A 25419-nucleotide genomic window follows, 5' to 3' on the forward strand; every position below is an offset into this window, starting at 1 on the left:
AGACACGCGATGAAATGGCTTACGGTTCTCTGCCTCTGCGCCGCGCTGGCCTGGACGGGTCAGACACTCGCTGAGGAACCCCCGCGGGCCTCGGCGCCGGACGGCTTGCGCCAGGGCGGCACCATCGCCGAGACGCTGCCGGCCCCGCCGATGGCCGGCGAGTCCCGCGAGTCGGGGCGCGAGGTGCTCAACTATCCCGAGCAGCCGCCGGTGGTGCCGCACAATATCCGCGATTACCAGGTCGACCTGCGCCACAACCAGTGCCTGACCTGCCACAGCCGCGAGAACGCGGTGCGCGCCGGGGCGCCGATGGTCAGCGTTACCCACTTCATGGACCGCCATAAGCAGGTGCTGGCCGCGGTCTCCCCCGACCGCTACTTCTGCACCCAGTGCCACGTGCCCCAGACCGACGCCGCGCCGCTGGTCGGCAATCGCTTCCAGACCGTCGACCAGGTGCTCGGCGAGATGCTGCGCGAGCAGCAGGGAGGTGAGCCATGAAGCGCTGGCTGGGCCGCTACTGGCGGCTGCTCACCCGCCCCAGCGTGCACTTCAGCCTGGGCTTTCTGACCCTGGGCGGCTTTATCGCCGGGGTGATCTTCTGGGGCGGCTTCAACACCGCCATGGAGGCCACCAATACCCAGCAGTTCTGCGTCTCCTGCCACGAGATGGAGCGCAACCCGCTACGCGAGATGCAGGACACCATCCACTACACCAACCGCTCCGGGGTCAGGGCACAGTGCGCCGACTGCCATGTCCCCCACGGCTGGACGCACAAGATCGCGCGCAAGATGGAGGCCTCCAAGGAGGTATGGGGCTGGGTGTTCGGCACCATCCGCACCGAGGAGCAGTTCGAGGAGAAACGCCTGGAGCTGGCCCAACGCGAGTGGGCGCGGCTCGAGGCCAACGACTCGCTGGAGTGCCGTAACTGCCACGAGTTCGACTCCATGGACTTCACCGCCCAGAGCAGCCGCGCGGCCCGCGCTCACTCCACCTCGCTGGCCAGCGGCGAGGCGACCTGCATCGACTGCCACAAGGGCATCGCCCATGAGCTCCCCGCCGGGCATCACGGCAGCTACGAAGCCGCCGCCCTGGAATCGGGCATCCCCGACGTCATCTCCTGGGTGACGCATCTGGGCCGCGTCGAGGCGGCCGAAAAATGACTCGGCAAGGTAATGATCCATTGAGAAAGCCTTATCTGGCCCGCCCCTGGGCGGGCCAGTCACCTTATTTGGCCTGTGCTTGCTTTACCGCATTGAAGTTGGCCGAGATGCGTTGTTGAAGATAGTCGTGTGCCGTGATGGGAGGATACTTTCCGGCTGGACCTTGAATGGTGATGTTCTGATTGGCCTGACAGAAGAACGCCATGCTGTAGCGTGGTGTGCCAGCCTCCTCTGGGGTTGGCATGCGCACTCTATGCAGCGTCGATCTGAGAGCATCATCGCTCCAGCGCATCAGCATGTCGCCTATATTGCAGGTGATGATATCGTCACGCGGCGTGACGCTCGTCCAAGCGGGGCCTTTTCCATCGCCCACCTCCTGGCCAGGACATACTTGTAGGCCGCCTTGACCTTCGCGCTGGAAGACCATGGTCAAGCAGTCGAAGTCAGTATGTGCCCCGGCACGCCACAGCGAAGCATCCGACAAGGCTTCGGGAGAGAGCGGCAAGTAGTGGAGCAGGCGCAGCGTGCTCTGATACTCCGGTGTGCTACGGTCATGAGCACGCGTAAAGAAATCCTTTTCAAACCCCATCTGTTCAGCCACGCAAGAGAGCACGCGCATACCAAGCTGCCAGACTTGGTACTCGAAATCGAGCATGACGCGCTGAAACTCCGCCAGTGTGGTCTGGTTGGGCCACAGTCCTTCCATATGGGGCAGCGTGATCTGATAAGACTCTTTCTGGTCCGCGGTTTGCGTCGATGGCCTAACCTGGGACTTGAACTCCCAGCCAGCGTTCTTGCCCTGCTTCAGCGAGAAGCGTGACTTTACGTCACTGGGCAGAGAGAAAAAGGCTTCTGCCAGCGTGAATGCCTGACGAATCTTGGGTGTCGCTATCCCGTGATTGACGAGCTGGAAGAAGCCTACCTCGCTGGCCGCCTGCCACAGACTTTTCTTGATCTCTTCCCGTCTTGCATCGAAGTCGGACAGGTCGATGACAGGAATGTCACGCTCCTGCTCGTGGCCGATGCCTCCTAGTGTGCTTTCCAGCTGTAGTTCCTTGAGGGTATCGCTCATGGTGATCTCTCCAACGAAGAAGCAGCGTTGCTGCCGGGTATTGGAGCAATGCCGAACGGTTGGACGACCGCTTGCCGCTTCTACTCCGTGCGAGTGCTGGCCTACCGTTCGTCTTCGGCGGGTAGGCTCCAGCCAAAGAATGTTTTTTGTACGACTTGTACTGCCTTGAACAGCACAAGGCTGACGGCGGACAAGAAAAATAGAGCAGCAAAGGCCTGGGGGATTCTGAAATAGGAGGTGGAGAACTGTACGAAATATCCTAATCCTTTTTCGGCAGCAACGAACTCGGCGATGACGGCGCCAATAATAGCCAGCGTAATGGCGACCTTAAGACCGCTGAAGATATGCGGGACCGCATAAGGCAGTCGTATCTGCCATATCTCACGGGATGCTGATGCCTTCAGTGATCGAGAGAGCTCTAGCATCTCGCGTGGCGTAGCCAGCATCCCAGTCGTCGTGGCTACCACGATGGGGAAAAACGAAATAAGGCAGGCAATGACTGTGCGCGGAGCATCGCCAGCCCCCAGTATCACGATGATCAGGGGGGCCACCGCAACGATAGGTGTCGACTGTATGACCACGAGAAAGGGAAACAGGGTCCGAGTGAGAAACACTGAGCGCACCATGAGTATCGCCAATGGCAGACTGATGATGATAGCCAGGGCGAATCCCATCAGGGCTACGCGAAGTGTTGCCCATAAATGCCCCATCCAGCGCTGCATATCGACGTTCAAGAATGCGTTGAAGATCGACGTCGGAGCAGGTAGCACATAGTCGGGAATACCGAATAGCCGGCAGACTAGCTCCCACACTGGAAGGATGGCAAGCAGTGCCAGTACAGGTAGCAGGCGGGGCCACATATTGTCGCGTATAGCGTCACGTAGTGTCATCTTCGACTCCTCAGGAGGCCTGGCACACAGGGGTGCGGTGGCTAGGCACCGCGGTTAAGCCCGACGCCTGTTGGAGTGGACCGAAAATATGCTGACGTATCCGCTGCGTGCAGGTATTGAATTCGGGCAAGTCGATAGTTGTTGGCGTGCGAGGTCGGGGGAGATCGATGTCAATGGTGTCGATGATTTGCGCAGGACGAGGGCTCATCACCAGTACTCTATCGGCCAGCAATACGGCTTCCGATATCGAGTGGGTAATGAACAGTACTGTCTTGGGCCGTTCGCTCCAGATGCGCAGCAGCTCGAACCCCATCTGTTCACGACTCAGCGCATCCAGTGCCGAGAAGGGCTCGTCCATGATCAGGATGTCTGGATCAAGCAGTAGCGCGCGTGCGATACCAACGCGCTGCTGCATTCCCCCGGATAGCTCATCCGGCTGGCTGTTGATAAATTCCGCCAAGCCGACGGTCTCGAGTAGCGCACGAGCGCGGTCACGGTCCTGGCGCCCGATCACTCTGCCTTGGTGGCGTAAGGGAAACAGCACATTATCGAAGACGCTCAGCCACGGCAGCAGGGTCGGCTTTTGGAACACGATGCCGACCTCGCCGCCGGGTGCGGTGACGGGCTGACCGAACATCCGCACTTCGCCCTCGGTAGGCGACACTAGTCCGCTCAGAAGGCGCAGCAAAGTCGACTTGCCGCAGCCTGAGGGCCCTACCACAGCAACGAACTCATTGTGTGCAAGGTGCAAGTTGATGTCTTGTAGCGCCTGAACTGGCGGTTTGTTTTTTGAGCGATAGCTATGCCCAACTCCGATGAACTCGACATCCGGGTTCATTAGCTGCCCTCCGGTACGAAGTTGCGATCGATGACCGATTCAGGATCGAGGGAAGCGGGATCCATCTCTTGTGCCTCGGCCGTCCACTGCCAGGTGCTCGCCAGGCGCTCAGGGTCGAAGGCGCCCAGGCCATGGGTATCGCTAGCATCGTTATAGACCAGGCTGCGGATCGCCTCGATGGTGCGTGCCGCCATGTCCACTTCAACCTCTGGCACCACGGCGTTGACCGCCTCGGCAGCCTGAGTGGGATTCTCCCAGGTATAAGCGATGGACTTTTCATATGCCTGTATGAATCGCTCTGCTACATCGGGGCGCTCCTCCAGGAAACGTTCGCTGGCGACCAGCGTCGTGGCGTAGGCTTCCAGTCCCGCCTCGTGCCAGGGAATAACGTTTAGCGATACCCCCGCCTGTTGCGCATTGTCGGCATAGCGCTGGTGGTCCGTTATCCAGCTGATGACGACATCGGTGCGGCCATTGAGCAGCATTGGGCTAAGTGTTCCAGGATCACTTTGGATCAGCTCGATACTCTCTGCATCGACACCATTCAATTCGAGCAAAAGTGGTAAAAATAAATTCGATGATGTGAAAGGAGAGGTAGCAATTCGCTTGCCCTCGACGTCACTGACACTCGTGATGCCCGAGTCCTCTCGCACGTAAAAGGCGTGAGGAGCCTGGCTGAAGACTGAATAGACTCCCTTGACGGGAATTTGATCTTCGGCGCGAGCTACCATGAGAGCGGTAATGTCGGACAACCCGATATCCGCCTGTCCGGTGGCCAGCTTTGTCATGGCATCAGTTGAGCCGCGGCCTTGGGAGATTCTCACTTCCAGGTCCTGCTCAGCGAAGAAACCCTGCTCCAGGCCGACATAGATGGGCGCTTTATCGCCGCCGGGCAGCCAGTCGAGCTGGAAGGTCACGCGGTCGGCTGCTTGGGCCAAACCACAAATGGCAAACATCATGCTGCTGGCCACTATCTTGGCCAGAGTATTAGGGGGTGACAGTGCTGATTTCATTCTATTTCTCCCACGTCATCGGGTCACGAGTCGAGTATTAGCCGGTGCGCAACATACCGCGGGGTATGACGAGGAGGACGAGCGGGAGCGGGGTAAGCAGTTGCTCAATGGCTACGCTCCGATTCGTCTTCATACGACAACCGGCTAGCGCGCCTAGCAATGACCCGGGCCATGAGGCCCTGACTGCTTCTACCAGGACACAAGATGACGGAATATAGGTTTCCGTCATTGCATCCAATTCATTGCAGGTAGTGTGCCAAACTGGAAAAAAAGTTGGGTAGGAGAGGAGTTGGGAGGTATTAGGAAAACCTTAAATCTATTCTCTAAACGGCCGCCGCTTACAAATGGTGCGAGCCTGTCATGTGGAGGCGTCATAATGGTGCGTTGCAATGGCTGGAGTGCGGGCTCTGATGATGCTCGGCCTGGCTCTGAGGGTGCTTATTGCGATACTGGAAAGGAAATTGCATGGTGAATGAGCCGTCATCGAGATGTCGGTTCATATTGTCATCCAAGGAGTATAAGCGGTCAGGGGAGTGCCCCGGGACATTGCTCCAATCAGACACCACAAGGGGTATAGCCATGGGCTATCTGATTCGCAATGCCAAGGCGGTATTTTCTTCCAGTCAGCCACAGGCGACAGATATTCGTATTCATGACAATCGCATCGTCGAGATGGGGCGCTCGCTCGTTGCTGAACAGCGCGAGGATGTCATCGATGCCAGCGGCTGCGTTGTCTGGCCTGGGCTCGTCAACACGCATCATCACCTGGCGCAATCGATTCTGAAGGGGGTGCCACAAGGCCTTAATCAGCGCCTTGGAGAGTGGCTTGGCTCGGTACCGTATCGCTTCTGGCCGAAGATCACGCCAGAACTTATGTATCACTCCGCTCGACTGGGGTTATATGAAATGCTGCGCTCGGGTGTTACTACCTGTGCCGACCACCACTACCTCTATCACCGCGATACCAGTCCGGAAATCGAAGCCGCGGTCTGGCAGGCCGCTGACGAGTTTGGCATACGTCTCGTGCTTTGCAGGGGATGTGCCACCGAAGTGGGCAGCCACAAAGGGATGGCGCGCCATGCGATCGAGCCTGAATCGCTCGAGATAGTGCTCGACCGCTTGGAAGACACCCGGCGACGCTACCACCAAGCCAAGGGGGATGCGATGCGTCGCCTGGTGGTGGCGCCGACCAGCCTCATTCACGCCACGAGCCCTGACGCTTTGGCCGCCCTTGCCGACTATGCCCGACAGCATGACCTGCGTCGCCACTCGCACCTGCTCGAGGTGGCGTTCGACAACGCCCAGTCGCTCGAAAAGCATGCCATGCCAGCCATCGACTATGCCGCCGAACAGGGTTGGCTGGGCGAGGATGTCTGGTACGCCCACCTGGTCCACAGCGACGCTCATGCCATCGCTCGTTTGGCCAAGAGTGGCACGGGCATCAGTCACTGTCCGACATCGAATTGTCGGCTGGGCAGTGGCGTGGCGCCTGTGCCAGCCATGTCTGATGCGGGAGTCCCCATCAGCATAGGTGTGGATGGTTCTGCGTCATCGGAATCCGGCTCCATGTTGCAAGAACTCAACCTGGTTTGGCTGTTGCATCGTGCCCTTAGGGGCCCCGAGGCGACGACGCTGGAGCAGGTACTGGCGTGGGGCAGCGTGGGGGGCGCTCGGATCCTTGGGTTGGAGGATATTGGCGAGCTGGCAGTAGGGAAGGTGGCCGATCTGGTGCTCTACGATATCGACCAGCCGCGCTTTGCCGGTGTCCACACGCCGCTCATGGCACCTCTGATGTGCGCCGAACCTGCCCTAGTCAAGCATAGCTTCGTCAATGGCCTGCCGGTCGTTGAGTCAGGGCGTGTCAAAGGGCTGGATGAGATCGAACTGACGCAGCATGTACAGCAGAGCGTGATGGAGTTACTGGCAAGCGCATAGCCTAGCGCCGCCGCGTGGCGAGGAAGATCCCGGCGCCGATGATCAGCACGGCGCCGAGGTAGACCTGCAGCAGCGGCACGTCGCCGAACACCATATAGCCGAACAGCGAGGCCCATACGATCTGGGTGTAGAGGAACGGCGAGACCAGCGAGGCCGGCGCGCAGCGCATGGCCATGATCAGCGCCAGCTGGCTGACGGCGCCAAGCAGCCCGACCATCAGGAACAGCGGCATATCGCCCAGCGCGATGGGCGTCCAGAACAGCGGTACCACGGCGCTGCTGACCAGGGCACCGGCCAGGCCGGCGTAGAACAGCGAGGTCAGCGGGTGGTCGTGGCGGCCGAAGCGCCGCGTGGCCAACTGGTAGAGCGCGAAGCACAGCGCCATGCCGAACGGCAGCAGCGCCGCCGGCTGGGCGCGCCAGTCGATAGGTCCCACGGCGATAATCACGCCGACGAAGCCCACCAGCACCGCCATCCAGCGCGCCAGGTTGACGCGCTCCTTGAGCAGCGGAATCGCCAGCAGGGTGACCAGCAGCGGTGCACTGAAATTGACTACGTAGACCTGCAGCAGCGGCAGATCGCGCAGGGCCAGGTAGGCGAAGGTGCTGGCGGCGAACAGCAGCAGGCCGCGCAGCACCTGACCCAGCAGCGACTCGGTGCGCATCAGCTCGCGGCAGCGCGGCAGCCCCAGCCACACGAGATAGCCACCCAGCACCAGCATGTGCCCGGCGTAGCGTGCCCACACCACCTGGATGGGCGAGTAGTCCTGGCCGAGCAGCTTGACGCCGGTATCGAGCAGCACGAACAGCAGCCCGGCGGCGAGCATAAAGCCGATGCCGCGCAGCGGCCGGTCGCCGGGCAGGGCGGCGGTGAGCATGGGAGGCGTCGCCATGGGGCTCCAGGGTCGGGATGAAAGTTTATGTTAGCAGGCTATCTTTCGGCGCGCTAATCGTGGCCTGAACAAGGCAATGGCACATGACGGCACATATGGAATATTTTAGAACTTGGTTCTATTAATCTATGGCAGCCGCACGATGTTTGCAAGGCGTACAAAGGTTCGCACTGTGGTGGTTCGATGGGGCGTGCGCTAGCCCGGCAGCAGGCCGGCCAGGCTTAACAACCAGATCGCCAGACTGAGGGTGATAAAGGAGGCCAGGGTGGTCACCATCATCGCTGCGGCGGTGATATCGCCGACCCCGTAGCGTTGGCCGAACAGCGGGTAGACGCTGATCATCGGTGCGCAGGCGAACAGCAGGGCGCCGGCCATCAGCATCGGATCCATGGGCGGTAGCAGCAGGATCATCGCCAGCACCGCCAGGGGGTGCAGGATCAACTTGCCGAGCACGATCTGGCCGATGTCGCGGCCCATGCCCTTGGGCTTGAGGCCGAAGAGGGCGCCGCCGATCACGAACAGCGCTGCCGGCGCCGCCGCGGTGGCCAGCATATCCACCACGCGATACAGCGGGCCGGGCAGCGACACGCCTGTCGCCGAGAGCAGCACGCCCAGCGCCAGGCCGAGCAGGATCGGATTGCGCGCCAGGCGCTGGGCGGTCTGGCGCAACGCGGCACCGACGCTGGCGCCGCGCTGGCTGCCCATTTCGGCGAGGATCAGCGCGGCGGGAATCACCAGCAGGTTCTCGATCAGCATATTGAGTGCCAGAAACACCGCCGCCGGTGAGCCGAGCACCATCAGCGCCACCGGAAAACCGATAAAACCGCTGTTGGAGGCGGTCATGCCCAGCGCATGCAGCGCACTGGTGGTCAGCGGCTGGCGCTGCCAGCGGTAGGTGACGAGCAGTGCGAGCAGGAAGATCAGCGCCGAGCCGAGACCATAGGCGAGCAGGTAGCCAAGGTGCACGACCTCCTCCAGCGGATACTCGGTCAGCGCCCGGATCACCAGCGCCGGCAGCGCGAAGTAGAGCACGAAGGTGCTCACGCCCTGCATCTGCTCGCGGCTGGTAATGCGTAGGCGCATGGCCAGGTAGCCGAGGCCGATCAGCAGGAAGATCGGTGTGGTGATACCCAGGATCGCGAGCACTCAGGCCTCCTTGGCCACGGGCTTTAGCTGAAGACGTTGGAGGCCTGGCTGGTCTGCGACAGCTCTTCGGCAGCCTTGAGTAGCTTCGGCGCCAGGGCATGCATCTGCGCCTCGGTGAGCCGTACGCTGGGGCCGGCGATGCTCAGCACGCCGATCACGTGGCCATCCCGCGGGTGGCGAACCACCGCCGCAAGCGCCGAGGTGCCGGCGCCGGCGTTGTCGACCTGCCAGCTGTAGCCCTCGGCACGGGCGCGCTCGAGGCGTTCGAGCAGCTCGGCGTGGCTGCGCGGGGCGTTGGGCCCGTAGTCGTCGGGATTGCCGATGCCCTGGGCCTCGACCAGGGCGATGGCCTCGGCATCGCTGAGGCTGGCCAGCCAGGCATGTCCCGAGGCGGTGTAGTAGAGCGGCGCTTCGCGGCCCATGTCGGGGTCGTAGCGCAGGCCGCTGCGCGCGCCCTGGGCCTTGGCGATCCAGATCTGGCGCTGGCCCTCGATCACCCCCAGGCGCACCATCTCGCCGGACTCGGCGGCCAGATGATCGAGAATCGGCTGCACGATATCGCTGGTACCGCTGATCGCCATGTAGTGAAAGCCCATCGCCATCAGCCGCGTCGACAGCAGGTAGTAGTGGCTGGCCGGCTCCTGGCGGACGTAGCCGAGGCGAATCAGTTCATTGCAGATGCGGTGTGCGGCGCTCTTGGGAATCTCGAGCTGCTCGGCGATGCTCTGCAGCGGCAGGCCGCGGGCATCGCGGGACAGCGTTTCCAGTACGCCCAGGGTGCGCTCGATCAGGCTGCGGGCCATGGTCGGGTCCTGTCACAAAAGATGATGGGTTCAACTGACGTGGGTACGAATCAGCTCGGCCTTCTGCTGCAGCAGCGGCAGGAAACGGCTGGTCAGGGTGTCCAGGTCGATGCGCGCGGCGTTGGTGCTGATGTTGATTGCACCCAGCAGGCGGCCGTTGCCGTCGAAGGCCGGGATCGCCAGCGAGCGCAGGCCGGAGTCGAGTTCCTGATCGGAGACCGCATAGCCCTGCTGGCGCACCTTGAGCAGGCAGGCCCTGAGCTCGGCCTTGTCGGTAACGGTCTTGTCGGTATAGCGCTCCAGCACCACCCGCTCGAGATAGGCGTCGAGCTCGGCATCGGAGAGCTGGGCCAGCAGCACGCGACCCATGGAGGTGTGGGCGGCGGGCAGGCGGGTGCCCACCGACAGGGTGATCGCCATCAGCCGGTGCTTGGCCGCCGAGCGCGCCACGTAGATCACCTCGTCGCCGTCGAGCACACCCAGCGAGGAGGACTCGCCGATCTCGGCGGTGATATCCTCGAGATACTGCTGAATCACGCTGCGATAGTTGTTGGCCGACAGGAACGAGTAGCCGAGCTGCAGCACCTTGGGCGCCAGCTCGAAATAGCGCTGCTGTTTGCGCACATAGCCCAGGGCGTGCAGGGTAAGCAGGAAGCGCCGGGCGCGGGCGCGGTTCATGCCGGTACGCGCGGCCACCTCGCTGAGAGTCATGCGCGGGTTGGCGCCGTCGAAGGCGAGAATGACCTCCAGGCCGCTGGCCAGTGCGGTCACGAAATCGCGGTCGTCTGGCTGCAGCGTATCCTCTTGGATGGGAGCGTTCATGCCGTCGTTATCCTTGTCGATGTTGCTGTTAGGGCAGTCTTCAATCTAGCATATTGTTCGAAGTGCGAACAGTTGTTCGATTGATGCGTTAGTCACTACCGCCGCCCCTGCCAACGGAGATCCCCCATGCCTGCTGCCCTGATCCAGCATCCCTTCATGAGTGCCGATGGTCTGGCCGCCAGCCAAGCTCAGGCCATGGTCGAGGCCATGCTCGCCTTCGAGCTGGCGCTGGCCGAAGCCCAGGAGGCTGAAGACGCGCTACCCGCGGGCACCAGCCAGCGCCTGCGCGACTGCCTCGAGGCGCACAGCTTCGACCTCGCCGCCCTTGGGGCCGGGGTGGCCAGCGGCGGCAACGTCGCCATTCCCTTCGTCAAGCAGGCCCGCGCGGCGCTGCCCGCCGAACTCAAGCGCTACTTCCATCAGGGAGCCACCAGCCAGGATGTGGTCGACAGCGCCCTGATGCTGCTGCTCAAGCCGCGTCTGGCGCGCCTCGATGCCCTGCTGGTGCGCTGCCGTGACGCCGGCAGCGCGCTGATGCAGGCCCATGCGGCCACCCCGATGGTCGGGCGTACCCTGATGCAGCAGGCGCTGCCGACCACCTTCGGGGTCCGGGTGGCGCACTGGGCCATCGGCCTCGAGCAGGCGCGCCGCCGCCTGGCCGGGGTCGAGCTGCCGGTACAGTTCGGCGGCGCCGTGGGCGTGCACTCCGGCTGGGACAGCCTCGGCCTGACGTTCATGGACGGTATCGCCGAGCGCCTCGGCCTGGCCGCGCCGGTGCTGCCCTGGCACACCGACCGCCAGCCGGTCCACGCCCTGGGCACTGCGCTGGACGCCGCGGCCGGGGCGGCGGAGAAGCTGGCCCTGGACGTGGCGCTGCTGACCCAGACCGAGCTGGGCGAGGTCGCCGAACCCGCCGGCGAGGGCATGGGCGAGTCGTCGTCGATGCCGCACAAGCGCAACCCGGTGCGCTGCGCGCTGATTCGCGGCGCGGCGCGGCAGGTGCACGGCCACACCACGGTGCTGCTCAACGCCGCGGCCCAGCCGCTGGAGCGCGGCCTCGGCGAGTGGCACGCCGAGTGGTCGCCGCTGATCGACAGCGCGCTGCTGCTGGAGGGCGCCCTGGAGCAGGCGGCGGTGCTGCTGGAAGGCCTGGAGGTGAACCCGCAGGCCATGCAGCGCAACCTGGCGGTCACCGGCGGGGCGATCATGGCCGAGCCCGTCTCGCGGCTGCTGGCGCCCAGCGTTGGCCAGGATGCCGCCAAGCGCATCGCCGCCGAGGCCGCCGAGACGGCCCGTCGAGCAGGGCGCGGTTATGCCGAAGCGCTCGCTGAACACGACGAGATCAAAGGGCAGGTAACGGCGGATGAGCTGGCTCGCGCCTGCGACCCGGGGTTATACATTGGTAGTGCCCGAGCCCAGGTCGAGCGCGCCGTTGCCTGGCTGAATAAAGTGTAATCTTTTGTTTTTAAACTTTTTTATATTTTCTCTATCAAGGGGAAGCCGATGGCTTCCCCTTTTTGCTGGTTTGACGAGCGTGCCGATCGCCGCGATGCTGTACGTATGGCAAAACAAAATTCGCATAACGAACACTTGCCGTACAGCAAGAACCATAACAACCGCAGGTTAGGAGGACGCACATGTCATCACCCCTCAAGATGAGCCTTGCCGCGACGCTGGTCGCAGCCGCCAGTGCGGCGCCGATGGTGGCCTTCGCCGCCGAAGACTTCTACGACGGCAAGACCATTCGCATGGTCAGCACCACCGGTGCCGGCGGCACCATGGATCTCTATCTGCTGCTGACCATGAAGCACATGCAGAAGTACCTGCCGGATAGCACCGATATCGTGCTCGAGCATCGCACCGGCGGTGGCGGGGCGATCGGCGCCAACTACCTCTACCAGAACGCGCCGAAGGACGGCACCTACATCGGCATGCCGGTACCGGCGCTGGTGTCGTCGAAGTTCGCCAACCCCGAGCAGATTCGCTACGAGGCCGAAGAGTTCCAGTCCATCGGGCGCCTGGTCGACCTGCCGCGGGTGTTCGTGGCGCGGGAAGATCGCGGCATCGCGACCTTCCAGGATGCCATCGACGCCGAGGAGCCGATCACCCACTCGATCATGACCGTGGGCACCTCGCTGGACCAGTTCATGACCGTGGCCAACGACGCTCTGGGTACCAACTTCCGTCACGTACCCGGTTTCAGCGGCGGTGGCCCGGCTTTCCTGGCCATGGAGCAGGGCGAGATCGCCAGCACCACGGCGGAGCCGGCCAACCTGCTGGCCAACAAGTGGCACCTGGTCGAGAGCGGCGAGATCAACGTACTCGGCTACCTCGGCCTGGAGCCGATCCCTGGCCTGGACCAGGGTGAGAATCTGCTCGACCTGATCGACGAGGACAATCCCTACTACGGCGTGGCCGAAGCGGTGGCGCAGTCCGCGGCGCTGGGGCTGTCGCTGATCGCCCCTCCCGGTGTGCCCGAAGATCGCATCGAGTACCTGCGCGATGTGCTCGAGCAGACCGTCAACGACCCGGAGTTCATCGCCGAGGCCGAAGAGCGCGATATCCCGGTCAACTACGCCAGCGGCGAGTGGCTGGATGACCTGATCGCGGACTCTGCCAATGTCTCCGACGACGTCGAGCAGTGGTTCTTCGATCTGGCCAACTGAGCCAGCGCTTGTCGTCATTTCTTGTTGGCCGACCGCACGACAGCCCTGATTTCGTCAGGGCTGTCGTGTTAGGGGGGCTGCTACTGAGGTGGTAGTGATGGAAGTCGACTTTCTTGGGGCCATGGGCAGCGCCTTTGCGATGCTCAGCCAGCCCCAAATGCTGATGTATATGTTCATCGGGGTGGTCATCGGGACCCTGATGTCGGTGATACCCGGCGTGGGTGGCCTGATGGGCATCGCGCTGCTGCTGCCGTTCACCTTCGGCATGTCGTCTTACGAGGCGATGGCATTTCTGCTCGGGGCCATGGCGGTGATGTCGACCGCCGATACCATCCCGGCGATCCTGTTTGGGGTGCCGGGTACGCCTACCTCTATGGTAACGGTGCTCGACGGCTACCCCATGGCCAAGCGCGGCGAAGCCGGGCGCGCGCTGGGGGCGGCCTTTACCTCATCGGTGATCGGCGGGGTGTTCGGGGCGCTGGTGCTGCTGCTGGTGATCCCGGTGATCATGCCGGTGATGATGGGCGCTACCTCGGCCGAACTGCTGGCGTTCTGTTTGCTCGGCCTGGCGATGGTCGCGGCACTGGCCGGCGGGGCGATCTCCAAGGGCCTGGCGGCCGCTGGCATCGGGATCATGCTGGCCTTCATCGGCCAGGACGCCAACACCGCAACGCTGCGCTGGACCTTCGGCTCCTTCTACCTGTGGGACGGCCTGCACATCCTGGTGGTGGCGCTGGGCATCTACGCGATTCCCGAACTCGCCGACCTGGCGATTCAGTCAAAGGCGATTGCCGCTGACCGCAAGCGCTCGACCATGGACGGCGCCGCGCAGGGCTTCAAGGACACCATGCGCAATATCCTGCCGGTGACCCGCAACTCGGCGGCCAGCTCGGCGCTGGGTGTGATACCGGCGATCGGGCCGGCGGTAATTCCCTGGCTGGTCTACTCCTTCACCAGCCTCACCACCCGCGGCAAGAAGAACTTTGGCCAGGGGGACGTGCGTGGGGTGATCGCGGCGGAGTCGTCCAACAACGCCACAGTGGGCGGCTCGCTGCTGCCCACCGTGGTGCTCGGGGTGCCCGGCTCGGCGCCCATGGCGCTGCTGCTGGGGGCCTTCCTGCTCCACGGCATTGCCCCCGGGCCGGACATGCTGACCCGCAACCTCGACGTCACCTACATGATGGTGTGGACCATCGTCATTGCCAACGTGATCGGCGGGATCTTCGCCTTCGGCCTGGCCAAGCCGCTCTCCCAGGTAGTGTTCGTACGCTCGGCGATCCTGGTGCCGCTAATCGCCTCGGTGGTGTTCGTCGGTGCCCTGCAGTCGTCGCGGCAGTGGGAAGACGTGATGCTGCTGGTCGCCATCGGCGTGGTGGGCTGGCTGATGAAGCGGGTGCACTGGCCGCGTGCGCCGCTGTTCCTGGCCTTTATCCTGGCCCCGCTGGTCGAGCAGTACTTCTTCATCACCATGAACATTCATGGCTGGGCCTGGACCACGCGACCGGTGGTGATGGTACTGCTGGCGATCACCGGGCTGTTCATGGTCGGCGTGGCCATCAGCCGGGTGCGCAAGTTGTGGCTCAAGCGACGCAGCATCAGCGGCTTCCACTGGGAACTCCGGTGGGGCCTGGATGCGCTGTTCTCGCTGGCCGTCGCGGTGGTCTCGGCGCTGGCGCTATGGCAGGCGCTGGGCTGGCCGGCAGCGGCCTCGACCATGCCGGTGGCGGCCACCAGCCTGTGCCTGGTCACCAGCCTGGTGGCGCTGGTCGGCGGCTGGATTCGGCCCACCTACAAGGCCGACGCCGAACAGGCGGAGGAGCAGCACTTCGATCTGATCACTGACTTCGGCGAGCTGACGCCGACCCAGGTGCTGTGGCGCGGCCTGCGTTTCCTGCTGCTGTTCGGCGTGCTCGGGGTCGCCTCCTGGCTGATCGGGCTTATGTGGGCGCTGCCGATCTTCCTGCTCGTCTACATGCTGGTAATGGGCGAGAAGCTCAAGATGGCGGTGCCGGTGGTGCTGGGCTTCTGGGCGGTGGCCTATGTGCTGTTCGAGCACCTGCTACGCCTGGCCTGGCCCAATCCGCTGGTCGATATCTTTGCATGGCTGAACTGAGGCGCTCGCTGCAGCGCTAGACATTGGTCTAATGCCTGGCGGGCGGGGTGAGCCCCTCGCCAGGCACTCCAGGCCATTGATTAAACAATATTTTTCCCGGTTTTTTAGCCGTTTCAACGGCCCTGGCGACGGCTCGCCGGGTTTGACGGGGACCGCAACTCATCGTATTTTGTTCGTATCACAAACCTAAGTTCGCAATGCGCACAAAGCAGGGCGAACCCAAGTCGAGCACCGAGAGGCAAACATCATGGCCGAGTTCCTCAGCTTGCATGACGCGGTGGCCCGCTACGTCGAAGACGGCGCCACCGTGGCCATGGAAGGCTTTACCCATCTGATTCCCTTCGCCGCGGGCCACGAAGTGATCCGCCAGGGCAAGCGCGACCTGACCCTGATCCGCCTGACCCCGGACCTGGTCTACGACCAGCTGATCGGCGCCGGCTGCGCCAAGAAGGTGATCTTCTCGTGGGGCGGCAACCCCGGGGTGGGCTCGCTGCACCGCCTGCGCGACGCCGTGGAGAAGGGCTGGCCGCACCAGATAGAGATCCTCGAGCACAGCCACGCCGCCATGGCCTGCGCCTTCGAGGCCGGCGCGGCGGGCCTGCCGCTGGCGGTGCTGCGCGGCTACGTGGGCAGCGAGCTGCCCAGCGTCAACGACCAGATCAAGTTCATCGAATGCCCGTTCACCGGCGAGCGCCTGGCCGCGGTGCCGTCGGTGCGCCCAGACGTCTCCATCGTCCACGCCCAGCGCGCCGACCGCGCCGGCAACGTGCTGGTGGAGGGCATCATCGGGGTGCAGAAGGAGGCGGTACTGGCCGCCAAGCACAGCATCGTCACCGTCGAGGAGATCGTCGACGACCTCGGCGCCACCCCCAACGCCTGCGTGATCCCGGGCTGGGCGATCAGCGCCGTGGCGGTGGCCAAGAAGGGCGCCTACCCCTCCTACACCCACGGCTACTACGACCGCGACAACCGCTTCTACAAGGAGTGGGACGCCATCGCCCGCGACCGAGACGCCTTTACCCAGTGGCTCGATGACAACGTCTACAACGCCGGAGGCGCCGCCTGATGAGCAACGACTACACTTCCTCGGAAATGATGACCGTGACCGCGGCGCGCGCCCTGGAGAACGGCATGACCTGCTTCGTCGGTATCGGCCTGCCCTCGGAGGCGGCCAACCTGGCGCGCCTGACCCACGCCCCTGACGTGGTGCTGATCTACGAGTCCGGCACCCTGCAGACCAAGCCGGAGGTGCTGCCGCTCTCCATCGGCGACGGCGAGCTGGCCGAGACCGCCCTGACCACCGTCTCTGTGCCCGAGATGTTTCGCTACTGGCTGCAGGGCGGCAAGGTCAACGTGGGCTTCCTGGGCACCGCCCAGATCGACCGCTTCGCCAACCTCAACACCACCCTGATCGGCGACTACCGCGAGCCCAAGGTGCGCCTGCCGGGAGGCGGCGGGGCGCCGGAGATCGCCACCAACGCCGGTGAGGTCTTTATCACTCTCAAGCACTCCAAGCGCGCCTTCGTCGACAAGGTCGACTTCGTCACCACCCTGGGCTTTGGCCGCGACGGCAAGGGCCGCGACGGCGTGCCCAATATCGGCAAGGGCCCGACCCGGGTGATCACCGACCTGTGCGTGATGAAGCCCGATCCCGAGACCAAGGAGCTTACGGTGGTCTCGCTGCACCCGGGGGTGACCCGCGAGGACGTGATCGAGGCCACCGGCTGGGAGATCCGCTTCGCCGAGACCCTCGAGAGCACGCCGGTGCCGAGCGCAAAAGAGCTCGAGATCCTGCGCGATCTAAAGGACCGCACCGACCGCAAACACGCCGGCCAGTAAGCCGCACAGGAGAGCATCATGAGCGACGTCTATCTCTGTCATCCGCGGCGTAGCGCCGTTGGCCGCTTCGGCGGCACCCTGGCGAGCGTGCGCCCCGACGACCTCGCCGCTAGTCTGTTCAAGGCGGTGCTGGCTGAGGCCCCGACGCTGGACCCGGCAGCCATCGAAGAGGTCTTTATGGGCTGCGCCAACCAGGCCGGTGAAGACAATCGCAGCGTGGCGCGCATGTCGCTGCTGCTGGCCGGCATGCCGACCTCGGTGCCCGGTACCACCCTCAACCGCCTGTGCGGTTCGGGCATGGACGCCGTGGGCACCGCCTTCCGCGCCATCAAGGCCGGCGAGATGGACCTGGCCATGGCCGGCGGCGTGGAGTCGATGTCCCGCGCCCCCTACGTGATGGGCAAGGCCGACAGCGCCTTCTCCCGCGGCCAGAAGATCGAAGACACCACCATCGGCTGGCGCTTTATCAACCCGCTGATGAAGAAGGCCTACGGCGTCGACTCGATGCCCGAGACCGCCGAGAACGTTGCCGAGCAGTTCAAGATCGCCCGCGAGGACCAGGACGCCTTCGCCCTGCGCTCCCAGCAGAAGGCCGCCGCCGCTCAGCAGTCCGGCCGCTTTGCCGAAGAGATCACGCCGATCGAGATCCCGCGGCGCAAGCAGGAGCCGCTGATCTTCGATCAGGACGAGCACCTGCGCGCGACCACCCTGGAGAAGCTCGCCGGCCTGCCGACGCCGTTCCGCGATGGCGGCAGCGTCACCGCTGGCAACGCCTCCGGGGTCAACGACGGCGCCGCGGCCATGCTGGTCGCCAGCCAGGCCGCGGTGGACAAGCACGGCCTCACGCCGATGGCCAAGATCCTCGGCATGGCCACCGCCGGCGTCGAGCCGCGTATCATGGGCTACGGCCCGGTGCCCGCGGTCAATAAGCTGCTCGAGCGCAGCGGGGTGTCGCTGGATGAGATCGACGTCATCGAGCTCAACGAAGCCTTTGCCGCCCAGGCGCTGGCCTGCATGCGCGACCTGGGCATCGCCGATGACGACCCGCGGGTCAATCCCAACGGCGGCGCCATCGCCCTGGGCCACCCGCTGGGCATGTCTGGCGCGCGACTGCTGCTGACCGCCGCCCATGAGCTGCAGAAGAGCGGCAAGCGCTACGCCCTGTGCACCATGTGCGTCGGCGTGGGGCAGGGGATTGCTACGCTGATCGAAAGGGCCTGATTGCCCAGCGCCAAGGGAGAGTTCGTATGGCATTTCTAACTATCAACGGCCGCAGCGTGGCCTACCGCCTGCTCGGCGCCGAGGCGCTGCCGCTGGTGGTGCTGGCCCATCCGCTGGGCATGACCCAGGCAGTGTGGGACGACCTCCTGCCGGCGCTGCTGTCGCGTTACCGGGTGCTGACCTGGGACCTGCCCGGCCACGGTGCCAGCCAGGCCTGGGGCGAGGGCGCCATCACCCCGGCCGACCTGGCCGCCGAGGCACTGGCGCTGGTCGAGCACGCCCAGGCCTCGCGCTTTCACTTCGTCGGCACCTCCATCGGCGGGGTCGTGGGCCAGCAGCTGATCAGTGAGCACGCCGAGCGGCTGCTTACTGCCACCCTGACCAACACCGGCGCGGTGATCGGCAACGCCGAGATGTGGAACACCCGCGCCGGCCGTGTCCGCGAGGAGGGCCTGGCGGCGATGAGCGGCGAGATCGTGCCGCGCTGGTTCGCGCCCGCTCGGGTCGAAGCCAACCCGGCGCTCAAGAGCGGCTGGATGACCCAGATGGGCCGCAACGACGACGACGGCTACGCCAAGCTGTGCGAGATGCTCGGCAGCCACGTCTTTACCGGCAAGCTCTCCGGCCCTCTTTCACAACATCCTGGCGTAAAAGTACAGCTGCTGGGCGGCAGCGAGGACCTGGCCACCCCACCGGCGACCCTCGAGGCCCTGGCCGCGGAACTCGACGGCGCGGCGCTGGAGATTTTCGAGGGCGTGGGACACGTGCCCTCGGTCGAAGTGCCGGGGCAGTTCGCCGCAGCGCTGCTGAAGGTGATGGCCGCCGACCTGGGCGATGTGGCCAACAACGGGGTGGGCTACGCCACCGGCTTGCAGACCCGCAAGCAGGTGCTGGGCGAAGAGCATGTGGCGCGCTCCACCGCCAACGCCACCAGCCTGGATGCGCCCTTCCAGCAGATGATCACTCGCCTGGCCTGGGGCGAGCTGTGGAGCAACGACGACCTCACCCGGCGCGAGCGCAGCATGATCACCACCGGCATCCTTGCTGCCCTGGGCCGCGAAGAGTTGACCCTGCACCTCAAGACCGCCAAGCGCATCGGCCTCAGCGAGGCCGAGCTGCGCCAGGTGCTGATGCACGTAGCAATCTACGGCGGCGTGCCCGCCGCCAACCATGCCTTCAGCCTGGCCAAGCAGCTGGGGTGGGGGGATGGCGAAGGCTAGCGGTTAAAACAGCTTCTCGACAGCTCGGCCACCACGGCCTAGAGTAGTTACAGGTATTACCTGTGACTACGGAGGTCGGCATGGCAAAACCAACATCCATCAAACTCGACGACGACCTGAAAGGGCGGGTGCAGCATCTGGCCGACGCCCGTCAGCGTTCGGCACACTGGCTCATGCGTGAGGCCATTGAACAGTATGTGGAGCGAGAGGAAAGACGAGAGGCCTTCAGGCAGGACACGCTCGACGCTTGGGAGGATTACCAGGCGACTGGCATGCATGCGACCGCTGACGAAGTCGAGCAGTGGCTGGCTAGCTGGGGAAAGGATGACGAGATGCCGGCTCCAATATGCCACAAGTGATCTTTACCCCGGCAGCAGTCCGGGATCTAGAGCGACTGCGTGAGTTCCTACGACCTAAGAATCCAGCAGCAGCCGAGCGAGCCGCCAAGGCGATTATTCAGGGTGTTCATGAGCTTGGCAAATTCCCACATATCGGCCGCCCGACTGATGGTCTGTCCGAAGAGTACCGCGATTGGCTGATTGATTTCGGTGAAAGCGGTTACATCGCACGATATCGCTTCGATGGGGACACCGTGGTGGTGTTAGCCATCCGTCACCAGAAAGAAGCCGGCTTCTGACAGGGCAAACTCGCCTATCCCCACATTCCCATAGGCACCCGTTCGATCCATCGCCGAGGCCTTCGCCGCGATGGAGCGCTAGGCCGTCTTCGCTGCTGCAACTCAGGCCCCCGCCTTACTGCTGCCCGGCAGCCGCCCCACCCTGCGTCGCTCTACCGAGAATTATTCGCGTTTTTTGTGCCCATTGGCTGGATTACCTTTGGTGGGCAACTATGTTGATAGGGCAGTTCTTAACTCTAGGAGGGAGTGACATGAAAAGGAATATTTTGAAGAGAACACTGCTGGCTGCAGCCATCGGCGCGATTTCCGCCGGTGTTGCAGGAGGCGCCCTGGCCCAGGACGCTGAGGACGATACCGAGCTCAACGGTGATGCGGCCGTGAGCGAAGAGCAGCCTAACCACGGGACGGACACGCCCCAGAATGCGTCTGATGACGATCATGACGATGAAGATGACCTGGATGCTGACGGTGACGATGTTGAAGACTATGAAGACATCGACGCTGATGACATGGACACCGATGATGAAGGGTCGACCGAGGCCAACCTGGATGAATCGCTTGGCGCCATGCAAGTCAGCGAACTGGAAGGCATGACCGTCATCAACATGGAAGATGAGGCGATCGGTGATGTCCAGGAAGTGGTCAAGCATAACGACACCGGTGATCTGCACACGGTCATTACCGTCGGCGGCTTCTGGGGGATGGGGGGCTCGGATATTTCCCTGCCACTAGCGGAGATGCGACTGGAAGATGACCAACTGGTGTTTCAGCAGACCTACGGAGAGGATGAGCTGGAAAGTGGTAATGAATACGACGAGGATCGCTACAGCGAAGTGGATGACGATATGACCCTCTCGGAAGCCTGGGGTCGATAACGCCACGCCAAGTCCGGAAAGCCGGTCTATCGAAAAAAAGCAAGGCCTCTAAGGCTTTGCCTTCTTTTTTTGACAGGTCGATCCCCATAGAATCTATTAGAAGAAGCTGGGCGAATAGGCCAGGGGCCTGCCTAGGGACGAGGCGGTATTCGAAGACAACCCTTCAAGGAGCAAGTAATGACAGGCAGCAACGGCAAGCGGCTATTCATGGCGGTTCTGGTGGTCGCATTCGGCCTGGCCAGCCAGCTGCTCTGGGCCCATGCCCATATTACCGATACGTATCCCGACGATGGCGCGCAGCTGGAACAAGCCCCCGACACACTGGAGCTCGAGTTCGATTCGCCGATTCGAATTACCCAGATCGATGTGAACGGCCCCCAGGGCACCGTCGAGTTGAGCGAGAGTCCGATAGGCCCGCTGGCGGAGCAACATGCCGCAGTACCCGCGACTGCCCTCGACGCGGGCGACTACCATGTCGTCTGGCGCGGGATTGCCGAGGACGGGCACACCATGTCGGGTGAGTATCGCTTCATTATCCAAGAGTAGCCATGAACGGCCTGGCCTTGGTGGCCTTCGACCCCTGGACGCTGGGCCGGGTCCTGTCCCTGGCCGGGTTTTATGGCGGCGCGCTGCTGGCAATGGGGGGTGTGCTGTTCCGTTTCGCCTTTCCCTCGCTGCCACCGCATGAAACGGCCAAACTCCAGCGCAGCATCCTGTTCGCCGCCTGGATCGCTATCGGCATGCTACTGCTGCTCTGGGTGCTGCAAGCTGCCTATCTGGGCGGCGGCAACTGGGCGGCGGCCCGCAACCCGGTGCTGCTGGGCATCGTCAATGACGGCGCCCAGGGGGATCGATTGCGGCTGGCGTTGGCCGGACTCCTGCTGCTGCAAGCCAACCTATGGTCCGGTCAGTTCCAGCGTTTGCGTCACGCACTGAGCCTGGCGGGCATCGGGTTGATACTCCTGGCGTTTACCCAGGTGGGTCATACCCGTGGCGTGCCGTGGCAGAGTGCGATGCTGATGCTGCACCTTGGCCTGGCCGCCTTCTGGGCCGCGGCGCTGATGCCACTCTACCGCCTGGCCAAGAACGGTTCGCCTGTCGACTCGGCTCGACTGCTGCGGCGTTTCGGCTCCCTCGGCCTGTTGCTGGTACCGCTATTGCTCATCGTCGGCGGCACGCTGGCCATGTGGCTCCTGGGAGGGCGCCCCGCTGCGCTGAGGGACACGCCTTACGGTCAACTGCTGTCGGTGAAGCTGGCCATGGTGGCGTTGTTGCTGTGGCTGGGCGCCATCAACCGTTGGTGGCTGGTGCCCGCCGTGGCGCGAGAAGAACCGAAGGCCGCCAGACGGTTGAGATACAGCATCTCTCTCGAAGCGGGGCTGATGGTGCTGATCGTACTCACGGCATCCTTGCTGCTGACCATCTCCTCGCCGCCAGGGTAACCAGCAGCGGCCAACACACGCCTCTCTCGCTCACCTCTCATCCTTTTGGCTTGCGTTGACTGATTTTCTGGCACGGGCCAGCCGTGGCATATAGGCTGAAAGTATGTATTTGTTTGTAAGCCTAGATCGGTGGAAGTCGTCGTGGGCCATGGGTTTTGTTGGAACGGCAACTTGAGCTTGGAGATAAGGGGCGCAGTACTGTGATTAAGGCTGCAATCGACCCTAAGCCGACATTCCGCAAAAGGCGGCGAGCACGACCATTGCGGATATGTAGTATGCACGATGATTGGTGTTATACTAGCCGAACTATACTTAAGCCATCGGGTTTTCAATGGGTTGTGAGTGTTTTTGCGTGCGGTATAACATTGTTGAACGCGCGTGCTCGTTCAAGTGGAATATCGAGAGCGATATATAATACAACTGTTATATGAAATCAGAGTTCTAGCTAAGGGCCAAGTCAAATGGGAAGGGACGTAACTTTATACCCAAAGGAAGCCACAAAAAATGACTTAAAAAACTACCTGGAAAATCTCGGCTTCGAGAAATGTGGTCATTTTTGGGATTGGCCTAAAGGTACTCTTAACTACTCTTGGTTTGACTACGAAGACTTCAAATCTATAGACGGTGTTTCAGCCGATATATATCCGGTACGGGAAGATGAGCTGAAAATCACAGGCAATCAGTGGGCGTTGCATGTGCGTAACTTATATAGCGCTAGTTGGTACGACGTAAAGATGCTTAATGATGTTCTGAGAGGAGCTAGAAAGCTATTCGGTGGCACAATTCGAGGGGATTATGGCACTAACAGATATGCTCCCTTATGGAAGGACAACAGCACTCCAATCAGCCGGGGCATTTCTTCAATTTATAGCCATGTACGGCAAGAGATCTCGGCGGTTCGTCACTCTTTACCTGATCCCTCAATGAAAATTCCTGTCCCTGATGATGGGGAGGTCCATGATTTCGTGAAGTTCACACAAACTTTAGATCCAAGCCGAGTCCTTTATAACGGATTAGTTCCGTTTGCGGTATCTATGTTTGAATATTTTTTCTCCCAAGCCTTCCAGATTCTCATTAAATATGATCCGATTGCGCTAGATAAGCGAAGCGTTCACAAGCAGAAGTTGGATTTTGAAACTTTGTTAGAGGTGGAGCGAAAAGAAGCTACTGTCGAAAATGTTATAGCGAGAAGTTACACATTTCAAAATCTAAATCAGCTTAATAAAGCCTATAAAGATTGGCTTGATATAGATGTCAGGAAAATATTATATAAAAAGAAGAAGATCGGAAATTCAGTTACTTTCTTAGAAAACCGTATATCTGACATAATTCAATACCGACATGGCATCGTTCATCACTTTGCCATTGATCGATCGCTCACCAAGGAGGGGTATATACACATACTTGAAGCGATCGAAAAAGGAATTGGTGAGTTTATCTTGTTTGCAGAGAAAAAGTACGGTTTCAAAGCAGAGGAGCATTACTAAATCATATAACAAACGCGTCAATTAGGACGCTCGCAAGCTCGCGCCTATTACGCGGGCGTTATATTTAATTAGGAGATCTATGGATATCAACCAAGTAAAATTCATACACGAGTATCTAGTTGATTATTTTGAAGATTCAGATGATCCTGTTTCCCCTCCTGGCGTTAAAGATGAAGATCTTTTGGATTCTTCGGTCTCGCGGCCATTTATGAGTGCCGGTGGTCAAGATGCATACCCTGGGGTTTTTCACAAAGCAGCAGCCTTGTTCCATTCGGTTATCAACAATCATTGTTTTTACAATGGGAACAAGCGCTGCGCCTTACTGACTGCAATAGTTTATCTGGGGGATAAAGGGTGGTGGATTACCATCCCTGAAGACGATGAGTTATTCGAGTTCACTAGGCAAGCCGCTGCTCATGAGCTGACTGAAAAGCGTAGTGACGAAATTGCATATATTTCTGACTACTTTAAGCAGAATACTCGGAAAAGGCAGGCGGGCGAGCACCAGCTCACGCTGAGAGACTTGCGTGAAATTCTCTCTGGCTTTGGTTTCGAAATGACCGATACAAGCGGGCGAACCATTGAGATTATTAAAGACGGAAGAGTCCGGGCGAAAATCCTACAGAAAGGCTCTAAAGGCCAGGAGAATTATGACAAGAAATATATTAAAGAATTGCGCCGGAAGCTGAAACTCGTCCCTGAATATGGAGTAGACAGTTACACCTTCTATGGTGATAGAGGATTTTCCTACACGCTTGGTAAGTACATGAGAATGCGTGATAAAGTCATGAGAGATCTGGCCAAAATATAACTAGGCCAGGCACAGCGACGCCTTTTTCGTGGCGGCTTCGCCTCCACTACAAAGGCGCGCGTGCTGGCAGCGTTAGCCAAGCGCGTGTAGCGTCGCGGCGGTCCGAGCGTCTACCGTGACGCAGCCTGCTTAACCACCTCCGGCAAACAGGGGCATCTCTTGCTCTCTTTCGCCGCGGACGCTGAAATGCAATCCTTGGCCTGAGGCGTAAGCATGAACGACCGACCCTTCCCGCACCTGAACAGGATATTTGCTCAGCATCCGGAACGCTTTGAGGAGCTGATCAAGCAGGACGAGAACGGCTTCATTCGGGCGCGAGCAGAGGCGATTCTGGCGCGACCAGCCGCTCAGGGTGTTGATGGTCTTGAGAAGCTCGCCTCAGATTTCGCAAGCGCCTGGAAATTCTATAATCTTTGCCAGGAGGTGTTGTCAACGCCAGTGAAGGTTGTCCGCTTTTCATCAATCCAGATTGTCCGGTTTCTGTCAGTGCTCTTTCATCGGAACAGATTCAGGCTCGTGTGAGGTTTCGTCCTCCTT

Annotated in this window: 26 protein-coding genes; 18 read left to right on the plus strand and 8 right to left on the minus strand. The window is 61.7% G+C overall.

Annotated features, from left to right (window positions below):
* Nucleotides 1-9 precede the first annotated feature (9 nt).
* Both IEI94_RS06885 and IEI94_RS06890 read left to right on the plus strand, forming a co-directional pair.
* Nucleotides 10-498: a nitrate reductase cytochrome c-type subunit gene (locus IEI94_RS06885; RefSeq protein ID WP_191166564.1), complete on the plus strand. Its 489-nt coding sequence runs from the start codon at nucleotides 10-12 to the stop codon at nucleotides 496-498.
* Nucleotides 495-1160 carry a NapC/NirT family cytochrome c gene (locus IEI94_RS06890; RefSeq protein WP_191166565.1) on the plus strand — a complete coding sequence of 222 codons (666 nt, stop codon included), beginning with the start codon at nucleotides 495-497 and terminating at the stop codon, nucleotides 1158-1160. The genes IEI94_RS06885 and IEI94_RS06890 overlap by 4 nt, the downstream gene beginning before the upstream one ends.
* Before the next feature lie 64 nt (nucleotides 1161-1224).
* Here the strand turns inward: IEI94_RS06890 and IEI94_RS06895 are convergent, their stop codons facing one another.
* From IEI94_RS06895 to IEI94_RS06910, 4 genes are all read right to left on the minus strand, one after another.
* On the minus strand, nucleotides 1225-2232 hold the full coding sequence (locus IEI94_RS06895; protein WP_191166566.1) for an isopenicillin N synthase family dioxygenase: 1008 nt from the start codon (nucleotides 2230-2232) through the stop codon (nucleotides 1225-1227).
* A 101-nt stretch (nucleotides 2233-2333) separates the two neighbouring features.
* Nucleotides 2334-3122, minus strand: a complete 789-nt coding sequence (locus IEI94_RS06900; protein WP_191166567.1) for an ABC transporter permease — start codon at nucleotides 3120-3122, stop codon at nucleotides 2334-2336.
* 10 nt (nucleotides 3123-3132) lie between these two features.
* Nucleotides 3133-3960 carry an ABC transporter ATP-binding protein gene (locus IEI94_RS06905; protein WP_191166568.1) on the minus strand — a complete coding sequence of 276 codons (828 nt, stop codon included), beginning with the start codon at nucleotides 3958-3960 and terminating at the stop codon, nucleotides 3133-3135.
* Nucleotides 3960-4973: an ABC transporter substrate-binding protein gene (locus IEI94_RS06910; protein WP_191166569.1), complete on the minus strand. Its 1014-nt coding sequence runs from the start codon at nucleotides 4971-4973 to the stop codon at nucleotides 3960-3962. Before IEI94_RS06910 ends, IEI94_RS06905 begins: the two co-directional genes overlap by 1 nt.
* Nucleotides 4974-5552: 579 nt before the next feature.
* Between IEI94_RS06910 and IEI94_RS06915 the strand changes: the two genes are divergently transcribed.
* The gene (locus IEI94_RS06915; RefSeq protein WP_191166570.1) at nucleotides 5553-6908 is read left to right on the plus strand and encodes an amidohydrolase family protein; all 1356 of its coding nucleotides are present in this window, start codon (nucleotides 5553-5555) and stop codon (nucleotides 6906-6908) included.
* Between the two features lies 1 nt (nucleotide 6909).
* Here IEI94_RS06915 and IEI94_RS06920 read toward each other — a convergent pair whose 3' ends face one another.
* The 4 genes from IEI94_RS06920 to IEI94_RS06935 all read right to left on the minus strand — a co-directional run bounded on the left by IEI94_RS06920 (nucleotide 6910) and on the right by IEI94_RS06935 (nucleotide 10571).
* Nucleotides 6910-7800 carry a DMT family transporter gene (locus IEI94_RS06920; RefSeq protein ID WP_191166571.1) on the minus strand — a complete coding sequence of 297 codons (891 nt, stop codon included), beginning with the start codon at nucleotides 7798-7800 and terminating at the stop codon, nucleotides 6910-6912.
* A gap of 195 nt (nucleotides 7801-7995) precedes the next feature.
* Nucleotides 7996-8946, minus strand: a complete 951-nt coding sequence (locus IEI94_RS06925; protein ID WP_191166572.1) for an AEC family transporter — start codon at nucleotides 8944-8946, stop codon at nucleotides 7996-7998.
* A 23-nt stretch (nucleotides 8947-8969) separates the two neighbouring features.
* Nucleotides 8970-9749: an IclR family transcriptional regulator gene (locus IEI94_RS06930; RefSeq protein ID WP_191166573.1), complete on the minus strand. Its 780-nt coding sequence runs from the start codon at nucleotides 9747-9749 to the stop codon at nucleotides 8970-8972.
* Between the two features lie 30 nt (nucleotides 9750-9779).
* The gene (locus IEI94_RS06935) at nucleotides 9780-10571 is read right to left on the minus strand and encodes an IclR family transcriptional regulator C-terminal domain-containing protein (RefSeq protein ID WP_191166574.1); all 792 of its coding nucleotides are present in this window, start codon (nucleotides 10569-10571) and stop codon (nucleotides 9780-9782) included.
* A gap of 126 nt (nucleotides 10572-10697) precedes the next feature.
* Here IEI94_RS06935 and IEI94_RS06940 point away from each other — a divergent pair, with 126 nt between their 5' ends.
* The 15 genes from IEI94_RS06940 (at nucleotide 10698) to IEI94_RS07010 (ending at nucleotide 25404) form a co-directional block, all read left to right on the plus strand.
* A complete protein-coding gene (locus tag IEI94_RS06940) occupies nucleotides 10698-12026 on the plus strand; it encodes an adenylosuccinate lyase family protein (RefSeq protein WP_191166575.1) in 1329 nt (442 codons plus the stop codon).
* A gap of 182 nt (nucleotides 12027-12208) precedes the next feature.
* On the plus strand, nucleotides 12209-13237 hold the full coding sequence (locus IEI94_RS06945; protein ID WP_191166576.1) for a Bug family tripartite tricarboxylate transporter substrate binding protein: 1029 nt from the start codon (nucleotides 12209-12211) through the stop codon (nucleotides 13235-13237).
* Nucleotides 13238-13334: 97 nt separating this feature from the next.
* The gene (locus tag IEI94_RS06950) at nucleotides 13335-15350 is read left to right on the plus strand and encodes a tripartite tricarboxylate transporter permease (protein ID WP_191166577.1); all 2016 of its coding nucleotides are present in this window, start codon (nucleotides 13335-13337) and stop codon (nucleotides 15348-15350) included.
* Between the two features lie 247 nt (nucleotides 15351-15597).
* Nucleotides 15598-16416 carry a CoA transferase subunit A gene (locus tag IEI94_RS06955; protein WP_191166578.1) on the plus strand — a complete coding sequence of 273 codons (819 nt, stop codon included), beginning with the start codon at nucleotides 15598-15600 and terminating at the stop codon, nucleotides 16414-16416.
* A complete protein-coding gene (locus IEI94_RS06960) occupies nucleotides 16416-17189 on the plus strand; it encodes a CoA-transferase subunit beta (RefSeq protein WP_191166579.1) in 774 nt (257 codons plus the stop codon). Before IEI94_RS06955 ends, IEI94_RS06960 begins: the two co-directional genes overlap by 1 nt.
* 18 nt (nucleotides 17190-17207) lie before the next feature.
* Nucleotides 17208-18410 (plus strand): 3-oxoadipyl-CoA thiolase, encoded by a 1203-nt coding sequence (pcaF, locus tag IEI94_RS06965; protein WP_191166580.1) that lies wholly within the window; start codon nucleotides 17208-17210, stop codon nucleotides 18408-18410.
* Nucleotides 18411-18436: 26 nt separating this feature from the next.
* Entirely contained in the window at nucleotides 18437-19630 is a 1194-nt protein-coding gene (locus IEI94_RS06970; RefSeq protein ID WP_191166581.1) for an alpha/beta fold hydrolase, read from the plus strand.
* 80 nt (nucleotides 19631-19710) lie between these two features.
* Complete coding sequence (locus IEI94_RS06975; RefSeq protein ID WP_191166582.1) at nucleotides 19711-19989, plus strand: CopG family ribbon-helix-helix protein; 279 nt, start codon at nucleotides 19711-19713, stop codon at nucleotides 19987-19989.
* Nucleotides 19977-20267: a type II toxin-antitoxin system RelE/ParE family toxin gene (locus IEI94_RS06980; protein WP_191166583.1), complete on the plus strand. Its 291-nt coding sequence runs from the start codon at nucleotides 19977-19979 to the stop codon at nucleotides 20265-20267. Before IEI94_RS06975 ends, IEI94_RS06980 begins: the two co-directional genes overlap by 13 nt.
* Before the next feature lie 251 nt (nucleotides 20268-20518).
* Entirely contained in the window at nucleotides 20519-21142 is a 624-nt protein-coding gene (locus tag IEI94_RS06985; RefSeq protein WP_191166584.1) for a PRC-barrel domain-containing protein, read from the plus strand.
* 177 nt (nucleotides 21143-21319) lie between these two features.
* Nucleotides 21320-21688, plus strand: coding sequence for a copper resistance protein CopC (locus IEI94_RS06990; RefSeq protein WP_191166585.1), 369 nt, complete (start codon nucleotides 21320-21322; stop codon nucleotides 21686-21688).
* A 2-nt stretch (nucleotides 21689-21690) separates the two neighbouring features.
* The gene (locus IEI94_RS06995; RefSeq protein WP_191166586.1) at nucleotides 21691-22584 is read left to right on the plus strand and encodes a copper resistance D family protein; all 894 of its coding nucleotides are present in this window, start codon (nucleotides 21691-21693) and stop codon (nucleotides 22582-22584) included.
* Nucleotides 22585-23045: 461 nt separating this feature from the next.
* Nucleotides 23046-24071 (plus strand): hypothetical protein, encoded by a 1026-nt coding sequence (locus IEI94_RS07000; RefSeq protein ID WP_191166587.1) that lies wholly within the window; start codon nucleotides 23046-23048, stop codon nucleotides 24069-24071.
* Nucleotides 24072-24150: 79 nt separating this feature from the next.
* Entirely contained in the window at nucleotides 24151-24882 is a 732-nt protein-coding gene (locus IEI94_RS07005; protein ID WP_191166588.1) for a type II toxin-antitoxin system death-on-curing family toxin, read from the plus strand.
* A gap of 213 nt (nucleotides 24883-25095) precedes the next feature.
* The gene (locus IEI94_RS07010; protein ID WP_191166589.1) at nucleotides 25096-25404 is read left to right on the plus strand and encodes a hypothetical protein; all 309 of its coding nucleotides are present in this window, start codon (nucleotides 25096-25098) and stop codon (nucleotides 25402-25404) included.
* The last annotated feature ends 15 nt before the right edge of the window (nucleotides 25405-25419 follow it).

Origin of the sequence: Halomonas sp. ML-15 (assembly GCF_014779595.1) — a bacterium.
Taxonomy (GTDB): Bacteria; Pseudomonadota; Gammaproteobacteria; order Pseudomonadales; family Halomonadaceae; genus Franzmannia.